The organism is Salmonella sp. NW645 (genome assembly GCF_051703725.1).
In the GTDB taxonomy this organism is placed as follows: Bacteria; Pseudomonadota; Gammaproteobacteria; order Enterobacterales; family Enterobacteriaceae; genus Salmonella; species Salmonella enterica.
The window spans coordinates 1-18,322 of record NZ_JAMMKR010000004.1 but is presented as its reverse complement, the minus strand read 5'-3'; the positions used below and the strand labels follow the sequence as shown (position 1 = coordinate 18,322).

Genomic DNA, 18,322 nt, shown 5'->3' with positions numbered 1-18,322 from the left:
TGCTTAGCGGCTGAATCGTTCATGTTTTGCAAATTTGATAAAAAATTCTGTTTTTTGGCGCTAGATCACAGGCGTTATTTTCAGTAGGTTATAGAGAGTTTGTAACGGTTTTATTCTGCAGGGGTAACATTTACCTCAAACGCGGGCAGGCGTACGCTTCTCGCGCTTACTGACAAACCATCATCAAAAATACCGATGGAAGGGAACATTTATGCGAATTGGCATACCAAAAGAGCGGTTACCCAATGAAACCCGTGTCGCTGCGACGCCGAAAACGGTAGAGCAGCTACTGAAGCTGGGGTTTAGCGTCGCTATCGAAAGCGGGGCGGGTCAACTGGCAAGTTTTGACGACAAAGCGTTTGCGCAGGCTGGCGCGGATATTGTAGACGGCAATGCTATCTGGCAGTCGGAAATTATTCTCAAGGTTAATGCGCCTGAAGAAGAGGAAATCGCTTTACTGAACCCCGGGACTACGCTGGTCAGTTTTATATGGCCTGCGCAAAATCCTGGGTTAATGGAGAAACTTGCCGAACGTAAGGTCACGGTGATGGCGATGGACTCCGTGCCGCGTATTTCCCGCGCGCAGTCGCTCGACGCGTTAAGCTCAATGGCGAATATCGCGGGTTATCGCGCCATTGTAGAGGCCGCGCATGAATTTGGGCGCTTCTTTACCGGGCAAATCACCGCCGCCGGGAAAGTGCCGCCGGCGAAGGTGATGGTGATTGGCGCGGGTGTAGCTGGTCTTGCGGCTATCGGCGCGGCAAACAGCCTGGGGGCGATTGTCCGCGCGTTTGACACTCGTCCTGAAGTCAAAGAGCAGGTTCAGAGTATGGGGGCTGAGTTCCTCGAACTGGATTTTAAAGAGGAAGCCGGTAACGGCGATGGTTACGCCAAAGTCATGTCCGAGGCGTTTATCAAAGCGGAAATGGCGCTCTTTGCCGCCCAGGCCAAAGAGGTCGACATCATTGTTACCACCGCGTTGATTCCGGGCAAACCAGCGCCGAAGCTGATTACCCGCGATATGGTCGATTCTATGAAAGCCGGCAGCGTGATTGTCGACCTGGCCGCGCAGAATGGCGGTAACTGCGAATATACCGTCGCCAATCAGGTTGTGACGACGGACAATGGCGTGAAAGTGATTGGCTACACCGATTTACCGGGGCGTTTGCCGACGCAGTCATCCCAGCTTTATGGCACCAATCTGGTTAACCTGCTGAAGCTGCTGTGCAAAGAGAAAGACGGCAATATTGACGTGGATTTTGACGATGTTGTGATCCGTGGCGTGACGGTGATTCGCGACGGCGACATTACCTGGCCTGCGCCGCCAATCCAGGTTTCCGCGCAGCCACAGGCCGCGCCTAAAGCAGCACCTGCGCCAAAAGAGCCGGAAAAGCCCGCTTCACCCTGGCGGAAGTATGCGTTAATGGCGCTGGCGATCATTCTTTTTGGCTGGCTGGCCGATGTCGCGCCAAAAGAGTTCCTCGGCCATTTTACCGTGTTTGCGCTCGCCTGCGTGGTTGGTTATTACGTGGTGTGGAACGTGTCTCATGCGCTTCATACGCCATTAATGTCGGTGACCAACGCAATTTCAGGGATTATTGTTGTCGGGGCATTATTGCAAATTGGTCAGGGCGGCTGGGTCAGCTTCCTGAGCTTTATCGCGGTGCTTATCGCCAGCATTAATATTTTCGGTGGCTTCACCGTGACTCAGCGTATGCTGAAAATGTTCCGGAAAAACTAAGGGGTAACACATGTCTGGAGGATTAGTTACAGCTGCATACATTGTTGCCGCGATCCTGTTTATTTTCAGTCTTGCCGGGCTTTCAAAGCATGAAACGTCCCGCCAGGGGAATAACTTCGGTATTGCCGGGATGGCGATCGCGTTGCTGGCGACCATTTTCGGGCCGGATACCGGCAACGTGGCATGGATTCTGGTCGCCATGATTATTGGCGGCGCGATTGGCATCCGCATGGCGAAAAAAGTTGAGATGACCGAGATGCCGGAGCTGGTCGCGATTCTGCACAGTTTCGTGGGCCTGGCGGCGGTACTGGTTGGCTTTAACAGCTATCTGTACCATGACGCCAGTCTGGCGCCGGTGCTGGTGAATATCCATTTGACCGAAGTCTTCCTCGGTATCTTTATTGGCGCAGTCACTTTCACTGGATCGATCGTAGCGTTTGGTAAACTGCGCGGCAAAATTTCTTCTAAGCCGTTGATGTTGCCTAACCGTCACAAAATGAACCTGGCGGCGCTGGTTGTTTCTTTCCTGTTGCTGCTGGTTTTTGTTCGTACCGAAAGCGTGGGTCTACAGGTTCTGGCGCTGCTGCTGATGACCATTATCGCGCTGGCGTTTGGTTGGCATCTGGTCGCCTCTATCGGCGGGGCGGACATGCCGGTGGTTGTTTCAATGCTGAACTCCTATTCCGGTTGGGCTGCCGCGGCGGCTGGCTTCATGTTGAGCAACGATTTGCTGATTGTGACCGGCGCGCTGGTCGGTTCGTCAGGCGCGATCCTGTCTTACATTATGTGTAAAGCGATGAACCGCTCTTTCATCAGCGTTATTGCCGGTGGGTTCGGTACTGACGGCTCCTCAACAGGCGACGATCAGGAAGCTGGCGAACATCGCGAAATCACGGCGGAAGAGACCGCTGAGATGCTGAAAAACTCCCACTCCGTCATTATTACGCCGGGGTACGGGATGGCGGTGGCGCAGGCGCAGTATCCGGTGGCGGAAATCACCGAAAAACTGCGTGCGCGCGGTATCAACGTGCGTTTCGGCATTCATCCGGTGGCGGGGCGCTTGCCGGGGCATATGAACGTGCTGTTGGCGGAGGCGAAAGTGCCTTATGACATCGTGCTGGAAATGGACGAAATCAATGATGATTTCGCCGATACCGATACCGTGCTGGTGATTGGCGCGAACGATACGGTGAACCCGGCGGCGCAAGACGATCCCCGCAGCCCGATCGCCGGTATGCCGGTTCTCGAAGTGTGGAAAGCACAGAATGTCGTGGTCTTTAAGCGTTCAATGAATACTGGTTATGCTGGTGTGCAGAACCCGCTGTTCTTTAAAGAGAATACGCAAATGCTGTTTGGCGATGCCAAAGCCAGCGTGGATGCAATTCTGAAAGCGCTTTAATCTTTTAAACGTGCGGCGGCCTCTTCGGAGGCCGTTTTTATACACTTCATCCTTTAAGCTGCCTCTTTGTTGGCTGCGCTCAGAAACTCCGGTCACATCGTTATCTATGTTCCCGGGGATTTCTTCCCTTGCCGCCGCGATGCATCTTGAATGATTTGGTGTATATATTGCATTTTATCTTTTGTTTAAATCGCTAAGCAGAACGGCGATACTTTGCCCTCCGGTGGTCTGTTCGAGGGCGATTTTGACAATGATGGTTAACGGAACGGAGAGCAACATACCCACCGGACCTAATAGCCAGCCCCAGAAAATTAACGACAAAAATACCACTAAGGTTGAAAGGCCTAAACCACGTCCCATAATTCGTGGCTCAAGGATATTGCCGAAGACCAGATTAATCAGCAGATAGCCTGCCAGCACCAGCAGCGCATCATAAAACCCGTTAAATACCAGCACCTGAATAATGGGCGGCAGGGCAGCGAGCACCGATCCAATATTAGGAATATAGTTCAGCGCGAAGGCCAGTAGTCCCCAGACAAAGGCGAAGCGGACATCCAGCGCGGCCAGCATTCCCCATGCGACCAGCCCCGTCACGATACTGATCGCTGTTTTTAGCACCAGATAATGGGAAACGCTATCAAGCGCGCGTTGAATTGCCGCCATGCCCTCTACCGGACGGCTCATCATCTGCTGCAGTTTTTCAGGCAATTGTGGAACCTCCAGCAGCATAAATACCACGGTCAATAACAATAAAAAGATGGACGACATGGCATTGGACAGCTGGGTGAGCAGGTTCGTTACCAGAGTCATGGCGGCGTTTGGATCGATATATTTCGCCAGCTCATCAACCGACACGCCAATGCCTGCTCGCTGTAACCACGGTTCAATACGTTGCAACGGTATCACCAATGAGGAGCGATATTGTGGTAGGGTACGAGCCAGTTCATTTAATGATGTCCCCAAATAGGCCAGTAGCAGTACCATTAACATAACAATAATCACAATGAGCAATGATACGGCGATAACGCGCGGAATTCGGCATCGGGTCATCCGTTGTACAACGGGATTGAGAACGACTGCAATAAATAACGCCAAAATAAAGGGAACAATGATATCTGCGGCGAAGCGGATACCGCTCAGAATAACCACCAGCATTCCCAGCATAATGACGATTTTTAGACCATTGAGCGTGATGATCGGTTTTGCCATATCAGTCCCTGTTTTCTGATGCCGACTCGAATAATAATGTGATGTCGGTCGACCTGTTCTGGTTAAAATCAAACACTTCAGGTAAAGAAGTGAAAATATTTTGAGTTAATTCCTGGCTTATGATACAAATCAGGCGTGTTCAACTACCGAGGACAATTATCATCCGCGATGACGAGAAGCAACACTGCGGATAATTGTAATATTATGGACAATATGTTCAGCGCTTTTTTCTCCACGCAAACGCATCTTCACTCTACCTCCTTTTTCCTGCTTATTGGCGAGCAGCACTGGCGTAACGCACTTTAGTCTCTCACTTCTACCTGAGCTGGCGCAACGCGCTGTGCTAACTGATTTTATTTTTTAGTTTGCTGCGTGCAGCAGACTCGAAAGAGTATATTCTCATGCAGGAGAAGTGTCATGTTTTACTGGATTTTATTAGCTCTGGCTATCGCGACTGAAATTACCGGCACGCTCTCAATGAAATGGGCTAGCGTGGGTAATGGCAATGCGGGTTTTATTTTAATGCTGGTGATGATCACGCTGTCATATATATTTCTTTCTTTTGCGGTAAAAAAGATTGCCCTGGGTGTAGCGTATGCCTTATGGGAAGGGATCGGCATTTTATTTATTACCATTTTTAGCGTGCTGCTATTTGATGAAGCATTATCAACCATGAAGATTGCCGGCTTGCTGACGCTGGTCGCCGGCATAGTATTGATCAAATCAGGGACACGTAAACCCGGCAAACCAGTGAAGGAGGCGACTCGTGCAACAATTTGAATGGATACACGGCGCCTGGCTTGGGCTGGCAATAATGCTGGAAATCGCGGCTAACGTACTGTTGAAATTTTCGGACGGCTTTCGCCGTAAATGCTATGGCATCTTATCGCTTGCCGCTGTTCTGGCCGCCTTCAGCGCGCTTTCCCAGGCGGTTAAAGGGATAGACCTGTCGGTGGCGTATGCATTATGGGGCGGTTTTGGTATTGCCGCCACGTTGGCGGCGGGCTGGGTGCTCTTCGGTCAGCGCTTAAACCCCAAAGGCTGGGTTGGCGTGATATTGCTGCTCGCCGGAATGGTCATGATCAAATTTGCCTGAGACGATCGCTGCCTGTCGATTCAGGCAGCGATTCCCGCATTAATCCTGCGCCAGAGCTTTCAGCTTATCGCGAAAGCCGGTGACGGATATGGCGCGGTTATCGGCGCGCCAGCGATCTTTAGCCGCAGGGGCGGAGCTTTGTACGCCAATAAGCTGCCATCCGCTATCCGTGTGCAATAAGAGCGGCGAGCCGCTGTCGCCAGGTAAGGTGTCGCACTGGTGTGAGAGTACGGCATTCTGCGCCCAGCCGGTCACGACGCAATCCTGATGGGAATAGAGCGCATTCAGATGATCTTCCGGATAACCGGACTGCGTGACTTTTCGGTCTGCGGCTTTCAACGCCGCAGTGAGCGCCGCTTTATCGCCGGTAAATAAAGGCACTGGCGTGATACCGGAAGGTGGGTAGCGCAATATTACCAGACCAAAATCCCAGCTTGCCGCGGCAGGCGGCACAATCCAGCCATCGCCATCCGCTTTCAGACGTCGGCCCAGCGACGGTTCAACGCGGCCTTCAATGCCGTGGATTTCATAGCGCCATACACCTTTTCGCGCCACAAAACGCAGCGCAACCGCCTTGTCTGGTTTTCCTTTCGGTGGCGTTAGCAGGCAGTGACCTGCTGTCAGGGCGATATGCGGGGAGATAAGCGTTGCCGTACACAAATTACCGCTGGCGGTCTCTAGTTGCCCGATGGCATCCCACGGCGATTGGGTAGGATCGGCGACGGGCACCCGATCGTCATGGTTAAAAAAAAGCGTTTTGACGTCGCTGGCATCCGTGGCGTCTGTTTCAGCCCCCCTGGCTTTCGCCATAACCGGTAAAAAACACACTATGCCCAGTAATACAGCAATGGTTTTATGCATATCACACTCTGGTGGGTAATTATGATTATTAACAACAAACCCTCAGTACTACTATAGACGTGACGGTAAGAAAGTGGGAGTAAAATCAGATAACTACACTCAGGAAAGATAGAAATGCGTGGCAATAACGGCGCATAAAATAAGCACGATAAGAATGAGCTCAAAGCGGTAGCGAGACACTTTTTTGCCCTCCCGGAAGGCGGCGCTAAACCAGAACAATTTAGCGCCGTAAAAACGGGCGCGGGGGCGCGCCGCAGCATGTTACGACTTACGCAGCCGGTTGAGTAGTTGGTTTTGACGTGGTTTTGGCTGGCGCTTTACCACCTTTTTTCTGGTGTTTTTTAGCCGCCTGCGCTTTTTGCTCAACGGTTTTTTTATGCTGTTTTTTTGTGGTGCTGGGGGGTCTGGGTTGTTTTGGCAGGCGTTGCGGTTTTCGCAGGCGTTGCAGTCTCAGCCGCGAATGCTGCGGAAGAGAGACCCATTGCAGCGGCAACAACCAGAGCTAATACTTTTTTCATTTTGATACCCTCGATTTGGTTTTCATTCAACCCCACTGCGGGGCCGGTGAAATGACTATATCGCTGTTATCAAAAGGCTTCCGTGAGTGATTGGTTTCGGCATGTAACGCTATGTACAATCCCCCGGTAACGCGATGTCAGCCCCCACCATAATAGGTAGCTTTACGTTACCGGCCGTTATTTTTGGTCGCAGAGTCGGTAATATTCGCTCTCCAGAATAACAAGTACACCGTATATGAATCCGATAATCTGGGTGGTATTTACGCTTCTGGCGCTGGATGCAATCAGAGAAGTCATGGGCGTATCAAGCTTGACAGGTCTGTGGTAAACAGTGAGTCGTGGCGTGAAACCAGCCCGGCGATAGCGCACGTTGCTATCGCCGGATTATTTCTTTTCAGGCGTGAAGACGATGATGTAACCGCGTCCCGACCAGGATGGCCAGCACCAGCATTAGCGCGATAAAACCGCCTACGCCGTTCCAGCCGTAACTATGCCAGAATACGCCGCCTAGCGTCCCGGCGATACTGGACCCCAGATAATAGCTGAAAAGATAAAGTGACGAGGCCTGTCCCTTCGCCCGGCGCGCACGCGGGCCAATCCAACTACTGGCCACGGAGTGCGCGGCGAAAAAGCCGGCGGAAAAAAGCAGCATTCCGGCAAAAATCAGCCAAAGCGAGGTAAAAAGTGTCAGTAAAAGCCCGCCCAGCATTACTGCGATAGAGAACAGCATCACCGGCCCCCGGCCATAGCGTGAGGTCATTGCGCCAGCTTTCGGCGAGCTCCATGTGCCGGTGAGATAGGCTACGGATAACAGTCCGACCACGGCCTGGCTTAATTCCCAGGGGGAGAGCATCAGGCGATAGCCAATGTAGTTAAACAGGGTGACGAATGCGCCCATCAGTAAAAAGCCTTCCGCAAACAGCAGAGGTAACCCCCGATCGCGCCAGTGGAGACGGAAATTAATAAATAGCGTTTTAGGCCGTAGCGACGTGGGACGGAAATGTTGTGAGGCGGGTAAAATCTTCCAGAACATCAGCGCGGACGCCAGCGCAAAGCATCCGATGGCCGCCAGCGCGATGCGCCAGTTAAAAAAGTCGGTCATGACGCCGCTTAATAAACGCCCGCTCATCCCGCCGATGGAATTACCGCTAATATAGAGCCCCATGGAGAAAGCGACAAAGCTGGGATGGATTTCTTCGCTCAGGTAGGTCATTCCCACCGCGGCGACGCCGCTTAACGATAGACCGATCAGCGCACGCATAATCAGAATACCATGCCAGCTGGTCATCATGGTTGATAACAATGTGCAGCAGGAGGCTAATAACAAGGCGGTGACCATCACCGGTTTACGGCCTATCGCATCAGAAAGCGGGCCAGTAAAAAGTAAGCCGATAGCCAGCATGGCGGTAGAAATAGAAAGTGAAACGCTGCTGCTGGCGGGGGAGACGCCAAACTCCTGGGAAAGTACCGGTAATATAGGCTGAACGCAATAAAGGAGCGCGAAAGTCGCCAGACCCGCGGAAAAAAGGGCCAGCGTGACGCGCATGAAAGGTGCTGTACCGCGTTTTATAAATTGAACCGGCTGAGAATGGCGTTGTTCATCGATATCGCTCGCCGTGGCGTCATCGAGAATAGTTGTACGACTCACGTTAAATCCTTGCTTTACATCTCCGTCAACAGGAGACGGGTATAACTGACATGTAAAGCATAGAAAAAGCAAAATATTCTGTCTAATATATTAATTGTCTCAAATAAGACGTTAAACATATGAATATCGAATTACGTCATTTACGTTACTTTGTGGCGGTAGCAGAAGAGCTGCATTTTGGTCGCGCCGCCGCGCGCCTCAATATCTCGCAGCCGCCACTGAGTCAGCAGATACAAATTCTGGAGCAGCAGGTCGGCGCGCGATTACTGGCGCGGACCAACCGCAGCGTAGCGTTAACCGCCGCCGGGCGACAGTTTCTGGTGGATAGCCGACACATCCTGAGTCTGGTAAACGACGCCGCCGCTCGCGCCGAGCGGTTGCATCAGGGCGAAGCGGGTGAAATCCGTATTGGCTTTACGTCTTCAGCGCCTTTTATTCGGGCGGTATCGCATACCTTTTCGCTGTTCCGCCAGTCCTATCCGGGAGTGCATATGCAAACGCGTGAAATGAATACGCGTGAGCAAATCGCGCCGCTCAACGAAGGCGTACTGGATATTGGCTTGCTGCGGAATACGCCGCTGCCCGACACACTTAATCGCGAGGTGATTTTGCATGAGCCGCTTATGGCCATGATCCCGCGCGAACATCGGCTGGCGCAAAAGCCGGTCGTCAGTCTGACAGAACTGGCGGAAGAACCTTTCGTCTTTTTCGATCCGCATGTCGGGACGGGCCTCTACGACGATATTCTCGGCCTGATGCGGCGCTATAACCTGTCGCCGACCATCACGCAGGAGGTTGGCGAGGCAATGACCATTATCGGTCTGGTGGCGGCGGGGCTGGGTGTCTCGATTCTGCCGGCATCCTTTAAGCGTGTACAGATGAGCGAGATGCGCTGGGTTCCCCTGGCGGAAGAGGACGCCGTATCTGAAATGTGGCTGGTATGGCCAAAGCATCATGAACAGAGTCATGCCGTACAGCGGTTTTGCCAACTGCTATTACTGGCTGCCCGACGGGATTAATTACGCTTTAAAAGGGTGAAAATGTGCAGTTAATCACACGGCTAAGCAAAAAGTTGACGGCGAGTATTGAAGTGTTTCACCATAGCACACAGATTATTTCGGAGCGCGAAAATAAAGGGAGTGAGCGGTGGTTGCTGATAGTCAGCCTGGGCATATCGATCAAATTAAGCAGACCAATGCTGGCGCAGTGTATCGCCTGATTGATCAGCTCGGACCGGTATCGCGAATTGACCTGTCTCGTCTGGCGCAGTTGGCGCCTGCCAGTATTACGAAAATTGTTCGCGAAATGCTGGAAGCGCATTTGGTTCAGGAACTTGAAATTAAAGAGGCGGGCAGTCGTGGACGTCCCGCCGTCGGGCTGATGGTGGAAACAGAAGCCTGGCACTATTTATCTATTCGTATTAGCCGTGGCGAAATTTTCCTTGCGCTGCGCGATCTTAGCAGCAAACTGGTGGTAGAAGAGTGTCTGGCGCTGCCGTTAAACGAAGCCACGCCGTTGCTTGAGCGAATTATTACGCACGTTGATCGGTTTTTTACCCGCCATCAGCAGAAACTGGAGCGTCTGACCTCCATTGCCATTACGTTACCGGGCATTATCGATACCGAAAACGGCGTTGTGCACCGGATGCCGTATTACGAAGATGTCAAAGAGATGCCTTTGGGAGATGCGCTGGAGCGGCACACCGGCGTACCGGTTTACATCCAGCATGATATTAGCGCCTGGACGATGGCAGAGGCGCTTTTTGGCGCCTCACGCGGCGCGCGCGACGTTATCCAGGTGGTGATTGATCATAATGTGGGGGCGGGCGTTATCACCGACGGTCATTTGCTTCATGCGGGCAGTAGCAGTCTGGTAGAGATTGGGCATACCCAGGTCGATCCTTATGGTAAGCGCTGTTATTGCGGTAATCATGGCTGTCTGGAGACCATAGCCAGCGTCGATAGCGTGCTGGAACTTACGCAGCTTCGGCTTAATCAGTCGATGAGTTCAATGTTGCACGGCCAGCCGTTAACGGTAGATTCACTGTGTCAGGCGGCGATGCAGGGAGATCTATTAGCAAAAGATATTATTAGCGGCGTTGGCGCGCATGTCGGACGCATTCTGGCTATCATGGTGAATTTATTTAATCCGCAAAAAATTCTTATTGGTTCGCCGCTAAGTAAAGCGGCTGATATCCTTTTTCCGGCCATTGCTGACAGTATCCGTCAGCAGGCGCTGCCCGCCTACAGTAGGAATACGGTAGTGGAAAGCACGCAGTTTACCAACCAGGGCACGATGGCCGGGGCGGCGTTGGTAAAAGACGCGATGTATAACGGCTCTTTGTTGATTCGTCTATTACAGGGTTAACATTTTTTAACTGTTGTACAAAAATTTGCGCTAACTCAAGCTGATTGCCCTTGCCATATCTTAGACTTTCTCCACTGTATTATTTTCCTGGCTTATATTTTCGAAGCATAACGGTGGAGTTAGTGATGCTGAAGCGTTTCTTTATTACAGGTACAGACACTTCTGTTGGGAAGACGGTGGTTTCCCGCGCATTACTACAAGCGTTAGCGTCGGGTGGTAAGAGCGTCGCAGGGTATAAACCTGTCGCTAAAGGGAGCAAAGAGACTGCAGAAGGGATGCGCAACAAAGACGCGCTGGTATTGCAAAGCGTCTCTTCGCTGGAGTTGCCGTATGAGGCGATTAATCCGATCGCGTTAAGCGAAGAAGAAAGCAGCGTCGCGCATAGCTGTCCTATAAATTACACCTTGCTGTCCAACGGTCTGGCGAGTCTGAGCGATAAAGTGGACCACGTGGTTGTGGAGGGTACTGGCGGCTGGCGTAGTTTGATGAATGATTTACGTCCATTGTCCGAATGGGTGGTACAGGAACAGTTACCGGTATTGATGGTGGTAGGGATTCAGGAGGGGTGCATTAATCATGCGCTACTGACTGCGCAAGCTGTCGCTAACGATGGACTGCCATTAATTGGTTGGGTGGCGAATCGTATCAATCCTGGGCTGGCGCATTATGCTGAAATTATTGATGTGCTTGGGAAAAAACTGCCAGCGCCGCTGATTGGCGAGTTACCGTACCTGCCGCGCGCCGAGCAGCGTGAGCTGGGGCAGTATATTCGTTTATCAATGCTCGGCAGCGTGCTGGCGGTAGATAGAATCATGGCGTAACGTTCGCGAGAGCACTGACGCGACTACACAGGCAATCAGCAGACCGGGGAGTAACTGATACTCGCCGGTCATTTCACAAATCATCAGGGTGGACATTATCGGCGCATGGGTTGTCGCCGCCAGTAGCGTCGCCATACCCGCCAGCCCCAATAAAATTGCTATTTCATCCGAGCCTGGCAGCCAGAATCCCCATATCCGACCCAGAAACATTCCAATTGATAATCCGACAAATAATGTTGGCGTAAAGACGCCGCCCGGCGCGCCAGACCCGCTGCTGGCGAGCACCGCCAGGATTTTGCACACAAAAATTCCGCCAATCAGCGAGAATAGCGGCGGAGAGAGCAAAAATGATTGTACGACGCTATAGCCGTTTCCCCATACCGTGGGCGTGAGTAACGACAGTAATCCGACAATAAGCCCGCCCAGCGCCAGTTGCCAGGGCGGGGACAATTTTAAGCGTAAGAAACTATTATGGCTGGCCGTCATCAGCCACATCAGCAATGGGCCGCACAGACCGGCGACCAGACCGGTACTGACTATCATGACGTACTCCCGCGCGTGGAGATCAACGGTCAGATGTACGGTATAGAGTAGTGAATCGCTACCGTTTAATACATGGGTGGTTAGCAGGGCGACGACGGCGGAAACGACAACCGGGCCGAGGGAAGCCAGCATTAAGGTACCGAACAGGATTTCCGCGATAAACAGGCTGCCCGCCAGCGGCGCATGGTAAGCGCCCGCCATGCCCGCAGCGGCGCCGCTGGCGATCCATAATTTCCATTCCTCACGCGGCGTGAAGCGTCGGGCAAAGCTGGATGCCGCCAGCGAGGCGAGGAGGATCATTGCGCCTTCGCGACCAATTGCGCTGCCGCTGACCACGACCAGCAGCGAGGCCAGCGATTTTACCAGACTGGCGCCAACGTCAAATTGCCCGTCGGTTTGCAATGCTTCCATATAGTCAGTGGGCGCATGGGGGCGCTGTTGGTTCATTTTTTGCCACCCCCACAGCAACAGGCCAGCGGCCAGGCCGCCAAGCGCCGGCGTAATCAGCCGTCGCCAGGGCGAAAGCCCCTCAGCCGCATTCACCAGACTGCCGGTGTCATTACTCAGGAAAATCCACTCCAGCAATTGCATCGCATGACGGAAGGCGGCGACAGCCAGCGCCGCGAGAATACCGATGAGCGTAGCGATCAGCAGGCGACGAAACATCGTGCGCAGATCCGGGTAAGCGTGTAAACGATGCATGAGCGGGTAAACAGGGAGTTTCAGGATAGCCTATTCTGCGGGGAAATGGCGTCAGACGCAAAAGCACTATGTGCGATATAATATTGCGTACAATAATGATATTGCCGGATAGCGAGAGGCCATCCGGCGGCAACGTTAGCTGCTTTCGTGAATATTTAGCGCCCGACGCGTGCGGCCTGAGCTGAGATAGTCGGCGATGTAATCCTGAGAGATTTCACCGTTATAGCGTCCGTCTTCATCAACGATCGGCATCCAGCTGGTATTACTTTCGTACAATCTGGACAGCACAATACGCAGATTATCTTCCGCTTTGCCCGTAATACGGAAAGGATGGGTGATATCGGCGCAGATTCCGCTGGCGTTCCGCGCTTCCCGGCGCTTCACAAATCCCAGTGGCTTACCGTCGTTGTCAATGACGGTAATGGCGCGAATATCGTGATCATCCATGATGCCGAACGCCTCGCTTAACGGCGTGGAAGGCCGCGCGGTAATGGTTGGCTGTTGGTCGGTAACATCGCCTGCGGAGACCAGTAGCAAACGCTTTAACGTTCTGTCCTGACCGACAAACGACCCGACAAACTCGTTAGCCGGTTTGGCCAGCAGTTCATCAGGACTGGCGCACTGTACAATTCGCCCCTGACGGAACACGGCGATACGGTCGCCGAGTTTTAGCGCTTCGTCGATATCATGGCTGACCAGCATCACGGTCTTTTTTAGCTTACGCTGCATATCCAGAAACTGGTTCTGGATCACTTCGCGGTTAATTGGGTCCACCGCGCCGAAGGGCTCATCCATCAGCAGTACCGGCGGATCGGCGGCCAGAGCGCGGATCACGCCAATACGCTGCTGCTGTCCCCCGGACATCTCCTTTGGATAGCGATGCAGAAATTTTCTGGCATCCAGCGCCACCATGTCCATCAACTCTTCGGCGCGTTGCTTGCAGCGCGCTTTGTCCCAACCCAACATGCGCGGCACAACGGTAATATTTTCTTCAATCGTCATATTAGGAAACAGGCCGATCTGTTGGATAACATACCCAATATTGCGGCGTAGCGTTACCGTATCCATATCGTTGGTATTCTCGCCGTTGATAAGAATATTACCGCTGCTGGGCGCGATCAGCCGGTTGATCATCTTTAACGTGGTGGTTTTGCCGCAGCCGGAGGGACCGAGTAAGACGCACATTTCGCCTTCCGGCACGTTCAGGTTGACGTTGTCGACGGCTTTTAACGGCTGACCCTTTTTCTGTACAAATTGTTTGGTGAGTTTTTCCAGTTTTATCATTATCGTATCCCCTTAGGTGTCAGTACGACTTGCAGACGATGCAACAGCCAGTCAAGTACAATTGCCAGTAGACAGATCATCAGCGCGCCGGCAATTAACATGCGAATATCGCTGCCGCTAATGCCGTTTAACAGTAGCAGCCCCAGACCGCCGGCGCCGATCACCGCGGCAATCGCCATCACGCCGATATTCATCACTACCGCGGTGCGGATACCCCCGAAAATAACCGGTAGGGCCATTGGGATTTCGACCCAGCGCAGCCGTTGCCAGAAAGTCATACCGATGCCGCGTCCCGCTTCACGCAGACCGGGCGGCAAACTATCAAGCGCAGTATGGGTATTACGGACAATCGGCAGTAAAGAGTAGAGAAAAACAGCCGTCACGGCGGGCAGAACGCCAATACCATGCCCGATCAGCGAAAAGAGCGGGATCATTAATCCAAACAGCGCGATAGACGGAATGGTAAGAAGTAGCGTGGCTGCGCCCAATACCGGCGTTGCCAGCCATTTGTGGCGTACAATCAAAACGCCTAACGGTACGCCGATGATAATCGCCAGACCGACGGCCAGCGCGACCAGCCAGAGATGCTGAAAGGTAAGGCTGGCGAGATAGCCTGCGTTATCCAGCATATAATGTATCGTATCCATAGGCGCTCCTTACAGCAGACCTTTGTCCTGCAAAAATTGATGGGCTACCTGTTGCGGCGTGCGATGCTCGATATCGACCTGGGCGTTTAGGGTCGATATCACATCGTTATTGAGCAGGCCGGAAAGGGTGTTTAAGGCGTCATCAAGGCCAGGATTGGCTTCCAGCACCTCTTTACGCACTACGGGCGTGACAGCGTAACTTGGGAAGAAGCCTTTATCATCTTCCAGCACTTTCAGATCAAACCCTTTCACCCGTCCGTCGGTGGTATAGACCAGCCCGGCGTCAACCAGCCCATCCCGAACGGCGTTATAGACCAGCCCTGGGTCCATCTGTCGTATTTGCGGGCGATCGAGCTGCATCTGATAGGCTTGCTGAAGGGGCTTCATTCCGTCGCTGCGCCCGGCAAATTCCAGATCGAGGCCGAGCATCCAGTTGTGGTCAGGATCGTTCTGCCGGACCTGTTCGATTTTTGCCACCATTTGCGAGATGGTGGTGATATTTTCCGACTCGGCGCGTTTGCGCTGCATCGCGAACGCGTAAGTATTGTTCATGTCAGCCGGTTTGAGCCATACCAGGCCCAGCTTCGCATCCAGGCGTTTTACCGTGTCGTAGGTTTCCTGTGGACTCATGCGCTTATCGATACGGTTGAAAATAATCAGCGATGTACCGGTGTATTCCCAGGTAATATCAATTTGTTTATTCACCATCGCATTACGTGAAATCACCGCGGCGATATTGGTTTGCGGCTGAACCTGAAAGCCTTTCTTCTGCAAATACTGAACGGTCATAGCGGAAAGAATATGCTGCTCGGTAAAGCTTTTGGTGGCGAGAACCAGCGGCGCGGCCTGCGTCTGGCTACTGAACAACAGCGTTGCGGCAAGCCATCCTAACAGGTGTTTTTTGAATCTCATTTAACGCTCCTTATTGTTATTTATGCGTTCAAACGGTATGAGGGCTAAGGCGTCGCCCAAACCAGGCAAGCAGAGTGTCAAGAATCAGCGCGAATAACGCCGTGGCCGTTGCGCCGAGGATCAACGTCGGAAAATCGTTGAGATAAATTCCCGGGAAAATCAGCTCGCCGTAGCTGCTGGCGCCGATCAGAAAGGCCAGCGGCGCGGTGCCGACATTGATGGCGGTCGCGATGCGAATACCGGACAGCATCACTGGCCACGCATTAGGTAGCTCTACCTGGCGAAGCCGCTGCCATTTTGTCATCCCAATCCCGTTCGCCGCTTCAATCAGTGAGGCGGGAACGGAACAGAGGCCCGCATAGGTATTGCGGACGATAGGCAGAAGGGAGGCCAGAAATAGCGCGACAATGGCGGGCGTATCGCCGATCCCGATAATCACCATCGCTAAGGCCAGAACGGCCAGCGGCGGCAAGGTATTACCAACATTAAAGATTTGCATGACATATTCAGCAAATCCTTTTGCCGCAGGTCGGCTGAGTAAAATCCCACTCGGGATACCGACCAGTAAAGCAAAAAACATGGACGTAAAGACCAGCATCAAATGCCGTTGTCCGAGATACAGCAGATCGACCTGACGCGCTTTCAGCGTCTCCAGACCGATTCCCCAGATAAACAGCGCCAGTAACAGCAAAATGACGATAGTGAACCCAAGTACGCGTTTTAGGGTGAGGGTGTGCATTGCGGTGTGTCTCCCTGTTTGCATGTGTTATGGCGACGTTAAGAGTCGCGTGTTGTTATGCCATGTTCCGGCAGGGTACTTTGAGCTATAGCAACAGGTTGGGAAGGATTCCAGCGGAGCGTGATGTTTAACACTGTTAAACATCTATTAACAATTATGTTTTGCCCTTATGCGGCTTCGCGTGAACATTCACGATAAAGAATTATCTTAAAAATAGAAACGTAGTGTGACGTTGTCACTTTTTGTAGATAAAAATAGGCCGCAATGGGAGAAAAGGCAGGTAAAATCCTGCCTTTTGTGGGGATTAACGGAATAACGGTTTTACAGCGACGGGAATAATGAGTTGAGCTTGCCATTGCGCCAGAGTCAGACGCGCCAGTTGCCCCAACGCCTGATAAAACGGATGCCCGGCATGATCGATAAATACGTCCAGAAAGCGGGACGACCACGGAAACAGATGCCAGGCCAGGAGTTGTTCGCATTCATGATGACGGTCATTCTCGGCAAGCCAGGCCGCCAGCAGCAACAGCGACCCAAAATGATCTTCTGGCTCGTTTTGCTGCATTTCAAACTGAATTCCGTTTTCGCGCATCCACTGACGTAGCGCCAATGTAGAATCGCCAAATAATACGCTCTCACGATCCAGCCAGACGGAACCCCACGGCGGAGACGGCAGAGCGTAAGGGCCGATAAACAGACGCTGCCAGGCCTGTGGCAACGACTCTTCGCTGTGGGTCTTAAACATAGCCGCCACAGGCGCAAGCGCCTCGGCATCAAGCGGCCACTGCGCCTGCCAGTCGTCGGTTAATAGCGCCTGAACCAGAGGAGCGGTTTCGTGGCTTTCCGGCGAATAATAAAACAACGCGCCGAGAACACGCGCCGTTACTGCAAAATCATCACGTTGTAAAAAAGTGGTCATTCAAACAATCCCGAAAGGTGCGGGTCGCCCCGCACGCATAAATTAACCTGCGACGGCCATACCTACGGTCATATGCAGGCCATAAAAAAGTCCGCGGCCAATAATTTCGCCCGCCAGCACCAGCACGACACCGAGCAGCAAACCAACGGTATGCGGTTCGCGGCGACGGATTAGCGGACATAGCCAGCAGCCTAATCCGGCAGCAAGCAAGACAATGCGCCAGACCTGTAGCATACCGTAATCCGGTGCGAGATGGCTGGCCTGTTGCACGGAACTGTGAATGGTTGAGAGAGACAGCCCTTGTAGTACGATGACCGCCACGCACACCACCAACGCCAGGCCGCTAATACTGGCAAACGTCACGCTGCAAAATGGGACGCGCGCGATGCGTAGCAGTAGCGCCGCAAACACCGGGCCGCACAGGAATGCCGTGAGGAAAAAGGCCAGCGTGGTGTAGCCATTATACCAGGTTGGCACGGTATCTATCTGATAAACGAGCGTCATTGCCCAGATGAATGCAACGCCGAGCGCCATACTGACCAGCAGCCACACTTTACCCAGCGCCGGGGGCATTTTACCGAGTACCGCCACCAGCCACCAGATGCCGCCTACGGCAAAGAACACCGATCCTGCGGCGATTTCATTACTCAGTGCGGAAGCGCCTACGCGGTTAAGCGAGTTAAACGCACGCATCGGCGAGCCGAGATGCATAATCGACGCGAGGAATCCCACTCCCATCACCAGCCACAGAAAAAACATGCTGCGCACGATGCGCTGACGGGCGATGGTATCGTCTTTTGCCGTCAGCCAGCCCAGTCCGCTAACGATTAACGCGCCGACCACGCACTGACCAAAGACCGTGAAGATCATCAACGGCCATTCATGCCATCCACTTCCCATCTTATACCTCCTTCGG

Annotated in this window: 19 protein-coding genes and 1 pseudogene; 9 read left to right on the top strand and 11 right to left on the bottom strand. The window is 52.9% G+C overall.

Going from position 1 to position 18,322, the window contains the following annotated elements:
* The first annotated feature begins 211 nt into the window (after positions 1 to 211).
* On the top strand, positions 212 to 1,741 hold the full coding sequence (gene pntA / locus NA389_RS09575) for a Re/Si-specific NAD(P)(+) transhydrogenase subunit alpha (protein ID WP_079917118.1): 1,530 nt from the start codon (positions 212 to 214) through the stop codon (positions 1,739 to 1,741).
* Positions 1,742 to 1,751: 10 nt separating this feature from the next.
* On the top strand, positions 1,752 to 3,140 hold the full coding sequence (pntB, locus tag NA389_RS09570; RefSeq protein WP_000014056.1) for a Re/Si-specific NAD(P)(+) transhydrogenase subunit beta: 1,389 nt from the start codon (positions 1,752 to 1,754) through the stop codon (positions 3,138 to 3,140).
* A gap of 174 nt (positions 3,141 to 3,314) precedes the next feature.
* On the opposite strand, the gene NA389_RS09565 is transcribed toward pntB, so the two are convergent.
* Positions 3,315 to 4,349, bottom strand: coding sequence for an AI-2E family transporter (locus tag NA389_RS09565; RefSeq protein WP_001118268.1), 1,035 nt, complete (start codon positions 4,347 to 4,349; stop codon positions 3,315 to 3,317).
* A 135-nt stretch (positions 4,350 to 4,484) separates the two neighbouring features.
* Here NA389_RS09565 and NA389_RS09560 point away from each other — a divergent pair, with 135 nt between their 5' ends.
* The 3 genes from NA389_RS09560 (at position 4,485) to mdtI (ending at position 5,445) form a co-directional block, all read left to right on the top strand.
* Positions 4,485 to 4,655 (top strand): protein YdgV, encoded by a 171-nt coding sequence (locus NA389_RS09560; RefSeq protein WP_001539987.1) that lies wholly within the window; start codon positions 4,485 to 4,487, stop codon positions 4,653 to 4,655.
* Positions 4,656 to 4,766: 111 nt separating this feature from the next.
* Positions 4,767 to 5,129 carry a multidrug/spermidine efflux SMR transporter subunit MdtJ gene (gene mdtJ, locus NA389_RS09555; RefSeq protein WP_000500278.1) on the top strand — a complete coding sequence of 121 codons (363 nt, stop codon included), beginning with the start codon at positions 4,767 to 4,769 and terminating at the stop codon, positions 5,127 to 5,129.
* Entirely contained in the window at positions 5,116 to 5,445 is a 330-nt protein-coding gene (gene mdtI, locus NA389_RS09550; RefSeq protein WP_001183821.1) for a multidrug/spermidine efflux SMR transporter subunit MdtI, read from the top strand. The genes mdtJ and mdtI overlap by 14 nt, the downstream gene beginning before the upstream one ends.
* A 39-nt stretch (positions 5,446 to 5,484) precedes the next feature.
* Here mdtI and NA389_RS09545 read toward each other — a convergent pair whose 3' ends face one another.
* Positions 5,485 to 6,306, bottom strand: a complete 822-nt coding sequence (locus tag NA389_RS09545; protein WP_000549649.1) for a trypsin-like serine peptidase — start codon at positions 6,304 to 6,306, stop codon at positions 5,485 to 5,487.
* Positions 6,307 to 6,574: 268 nt separating this feature from the next.
* Positions 6,575 to 6,824, bottom strand: a pseudogene (asr, locus tag NA389_RS09540) (acid resistance repetitive basic protein Asr).
* A gap of 235 nt (positions 6,825 to 7,059) precedes the next feature.
* Between asr and NA389_RS09535 the strand changes: the two are divergent.
* Positions 7,060 to 7,152, top strand: coding sequence for a KPN_01571 family protein (locus tag NA389_RS09535; RefSeq protein ID WP_001068154.1), 93 nt, complete (start codon positions 7,060 to 7,062; stop codon positions 7,150 to 7,152).
* A gap of 66 nt (positions 7,153 to 7,218) precedes the next feature.
* On the opposite strand, the gene NA389_RS09530 is transcribed toward NA389_RS09535, so the two are convergent.
* A complete protein-coding gene (locus NA389_RS09530) occupies positions 7,219 to 8,472 on the bottom strand; it encodes an MFS transporter (protein ID WP_000091792.1) in 1,254 nt (417 codons plus the stop codon).
* A gap of 119 nt (positions 8,473 to 8,591) precedes the next feature.
* On the opposite strand from NA389_RS09530, the gene NA389_RS09525 reads away from it, so the two are divergent.
* From NA389_RS09525 to bioD, 3 genes are all read left to right on the top strand, one after another.
* Complete coding sequence (locus NA389_RS09525; protein ID WP_001019577.1) at positions 8,592 to 9,491, top strand: LysR family transcriptional regulator; 900 nt, start codon at positions 8,592 to 8,594, stop codon at positions 9,489 to 9,491.
* A gap of 127 nt (positions 9,492 to 9,618) precedes the next feature.
* Positions 9,619 to 10,839: a sugar metabolism global transcriptional regulator Mlc gene (mlc, locus tag NA389_RS09520; RefSeq protein WP_000225087.1), complete on the top strand. Its 1,221-nt coding sequence runs from the start codon at positions 9,619 to 9,621 to the stop codon at positions 10,837 to 10,839.
* A gap of 125 nt (positions 10,840 to 10,964) precedes the next feature.
* Positions 10,965 to 11,660 carry a dethiobiotin synthase gene (bioD, locus tag NA389_RS09515; protein WP_000919206.1) on the top strand — a complete coding sequence of 232 codons (696 nt, stop codon included), beginning with the start codon at positions 10,965 to 10,967 and terminating at the stop codon, positions 11,658 to 11,660.
* On the opposite strand, the gene clcB is transcribed toward bioD, so the two are convergent.
* The 7 genes from clcB to NA389_RS09480 all read right to left on the bottom strand — a co-directional run bounded on the left by clcB (position 11,616) and on the right by NA389_RS09480 (position 18,306).
* Complete coding sequence (clcB, locus tag NA389_RS09510; RefSeq protein WP_000554920.1) at positions 11,616 to 12,905, bottom strand: voltage-gated ClC-type chloride channel ClcB; 1,290 nt, start codon at positions 12,903 to 12,905, stop codon at positions 11,616 to 11,618. The genes bioD and clcB overlap by 45 nt on opposite strands.
* Positions 12,906 to 13,040: 135 nt before the next feature.
* Positions 13,041 to 14,189, bottom strand: a complete 1,149-nt coding sequence (gene osmV, locus NA389_RS09505) for an osmoprotectant ABC transporter ATP-binding protein OsmV (RefSeq protein ID WP_000593078.1) — start codon at positions 14,187 to 14,189, stop codon at positions 13,041 to 13,043.
* A complete protein-coding gene (osmW, locus tag NA389_RS09500; RefSeq protein ID WP_000379677.1) occupies positions 14,189 to 14,836 on the bottom strand; it encodes an osmoprotectant ABC transporter permease OsmW in 648 nt (215 codons plus the stop codon). Before osmW ends, osmV begins: the two co-directional genes overlap by 1 nt.
* A gap of 9 nt (positions 14,837 to 14,845) precedes the next feature.
* Positions 14,846 to 15,748, bottom strand: a complete 903-nt coding sequence (osmX, locus tag NA389_RS09495; protein ID WP_001211193.1) for an osmoprotectant ABC transporter substrate-binding protein OsmX — start codon at positions 15,746 to 15,748, stop codon at positions 14,846 to 14,848.
* A gap of 28 nt (positions 15,749 to 15,776) precedes the next feature.
* Positions 15,777 to 16,487 (bottom strand): osmoprotectant ABC transporter permease OsmY, encoded by a 711-nt coding sequence (gene osmY, locus NA389_RS09490; protein ID WP_000557304.1) that lies wholly within the window; start codon positions 16,485 to 16,487, stop codon positions 15,777 to 15,779.
* Between the two features lie 304 nt (positions 16,488 to 16,791).
* Positions 16,792 to 17,406 carry a Tat proofreading chaperone DmsD gene (dmsD, locus tag NA389_RS09485; RefSeq protein WP_000206565.1) on the bottom strand — a complete coding sequence of 205 codons (615 nt, stop codon included), beginning with the start codon at positions 17,404 to 17,406 and terminating at the stop codon, positions 16,792 to 16,794.
* A 42-nt stretch (positions 17,407 to 17,448) separates the two neighbouring features.
* Positions 17,449 to 18,306 (bottom strand): dimethyl sulfoxide reductase anchor subunit family protein, encoded by an 858-nt coding sequence (locus NA389_RS09480; protein ID WP_000534706.1) that lies wholly within the window; start codon positions 18,304 to 18,306, stop codon positions 17,449 to 17,451.
* Positions 18,307 to 18,322 lie beyond the last annotated feature (16 nt).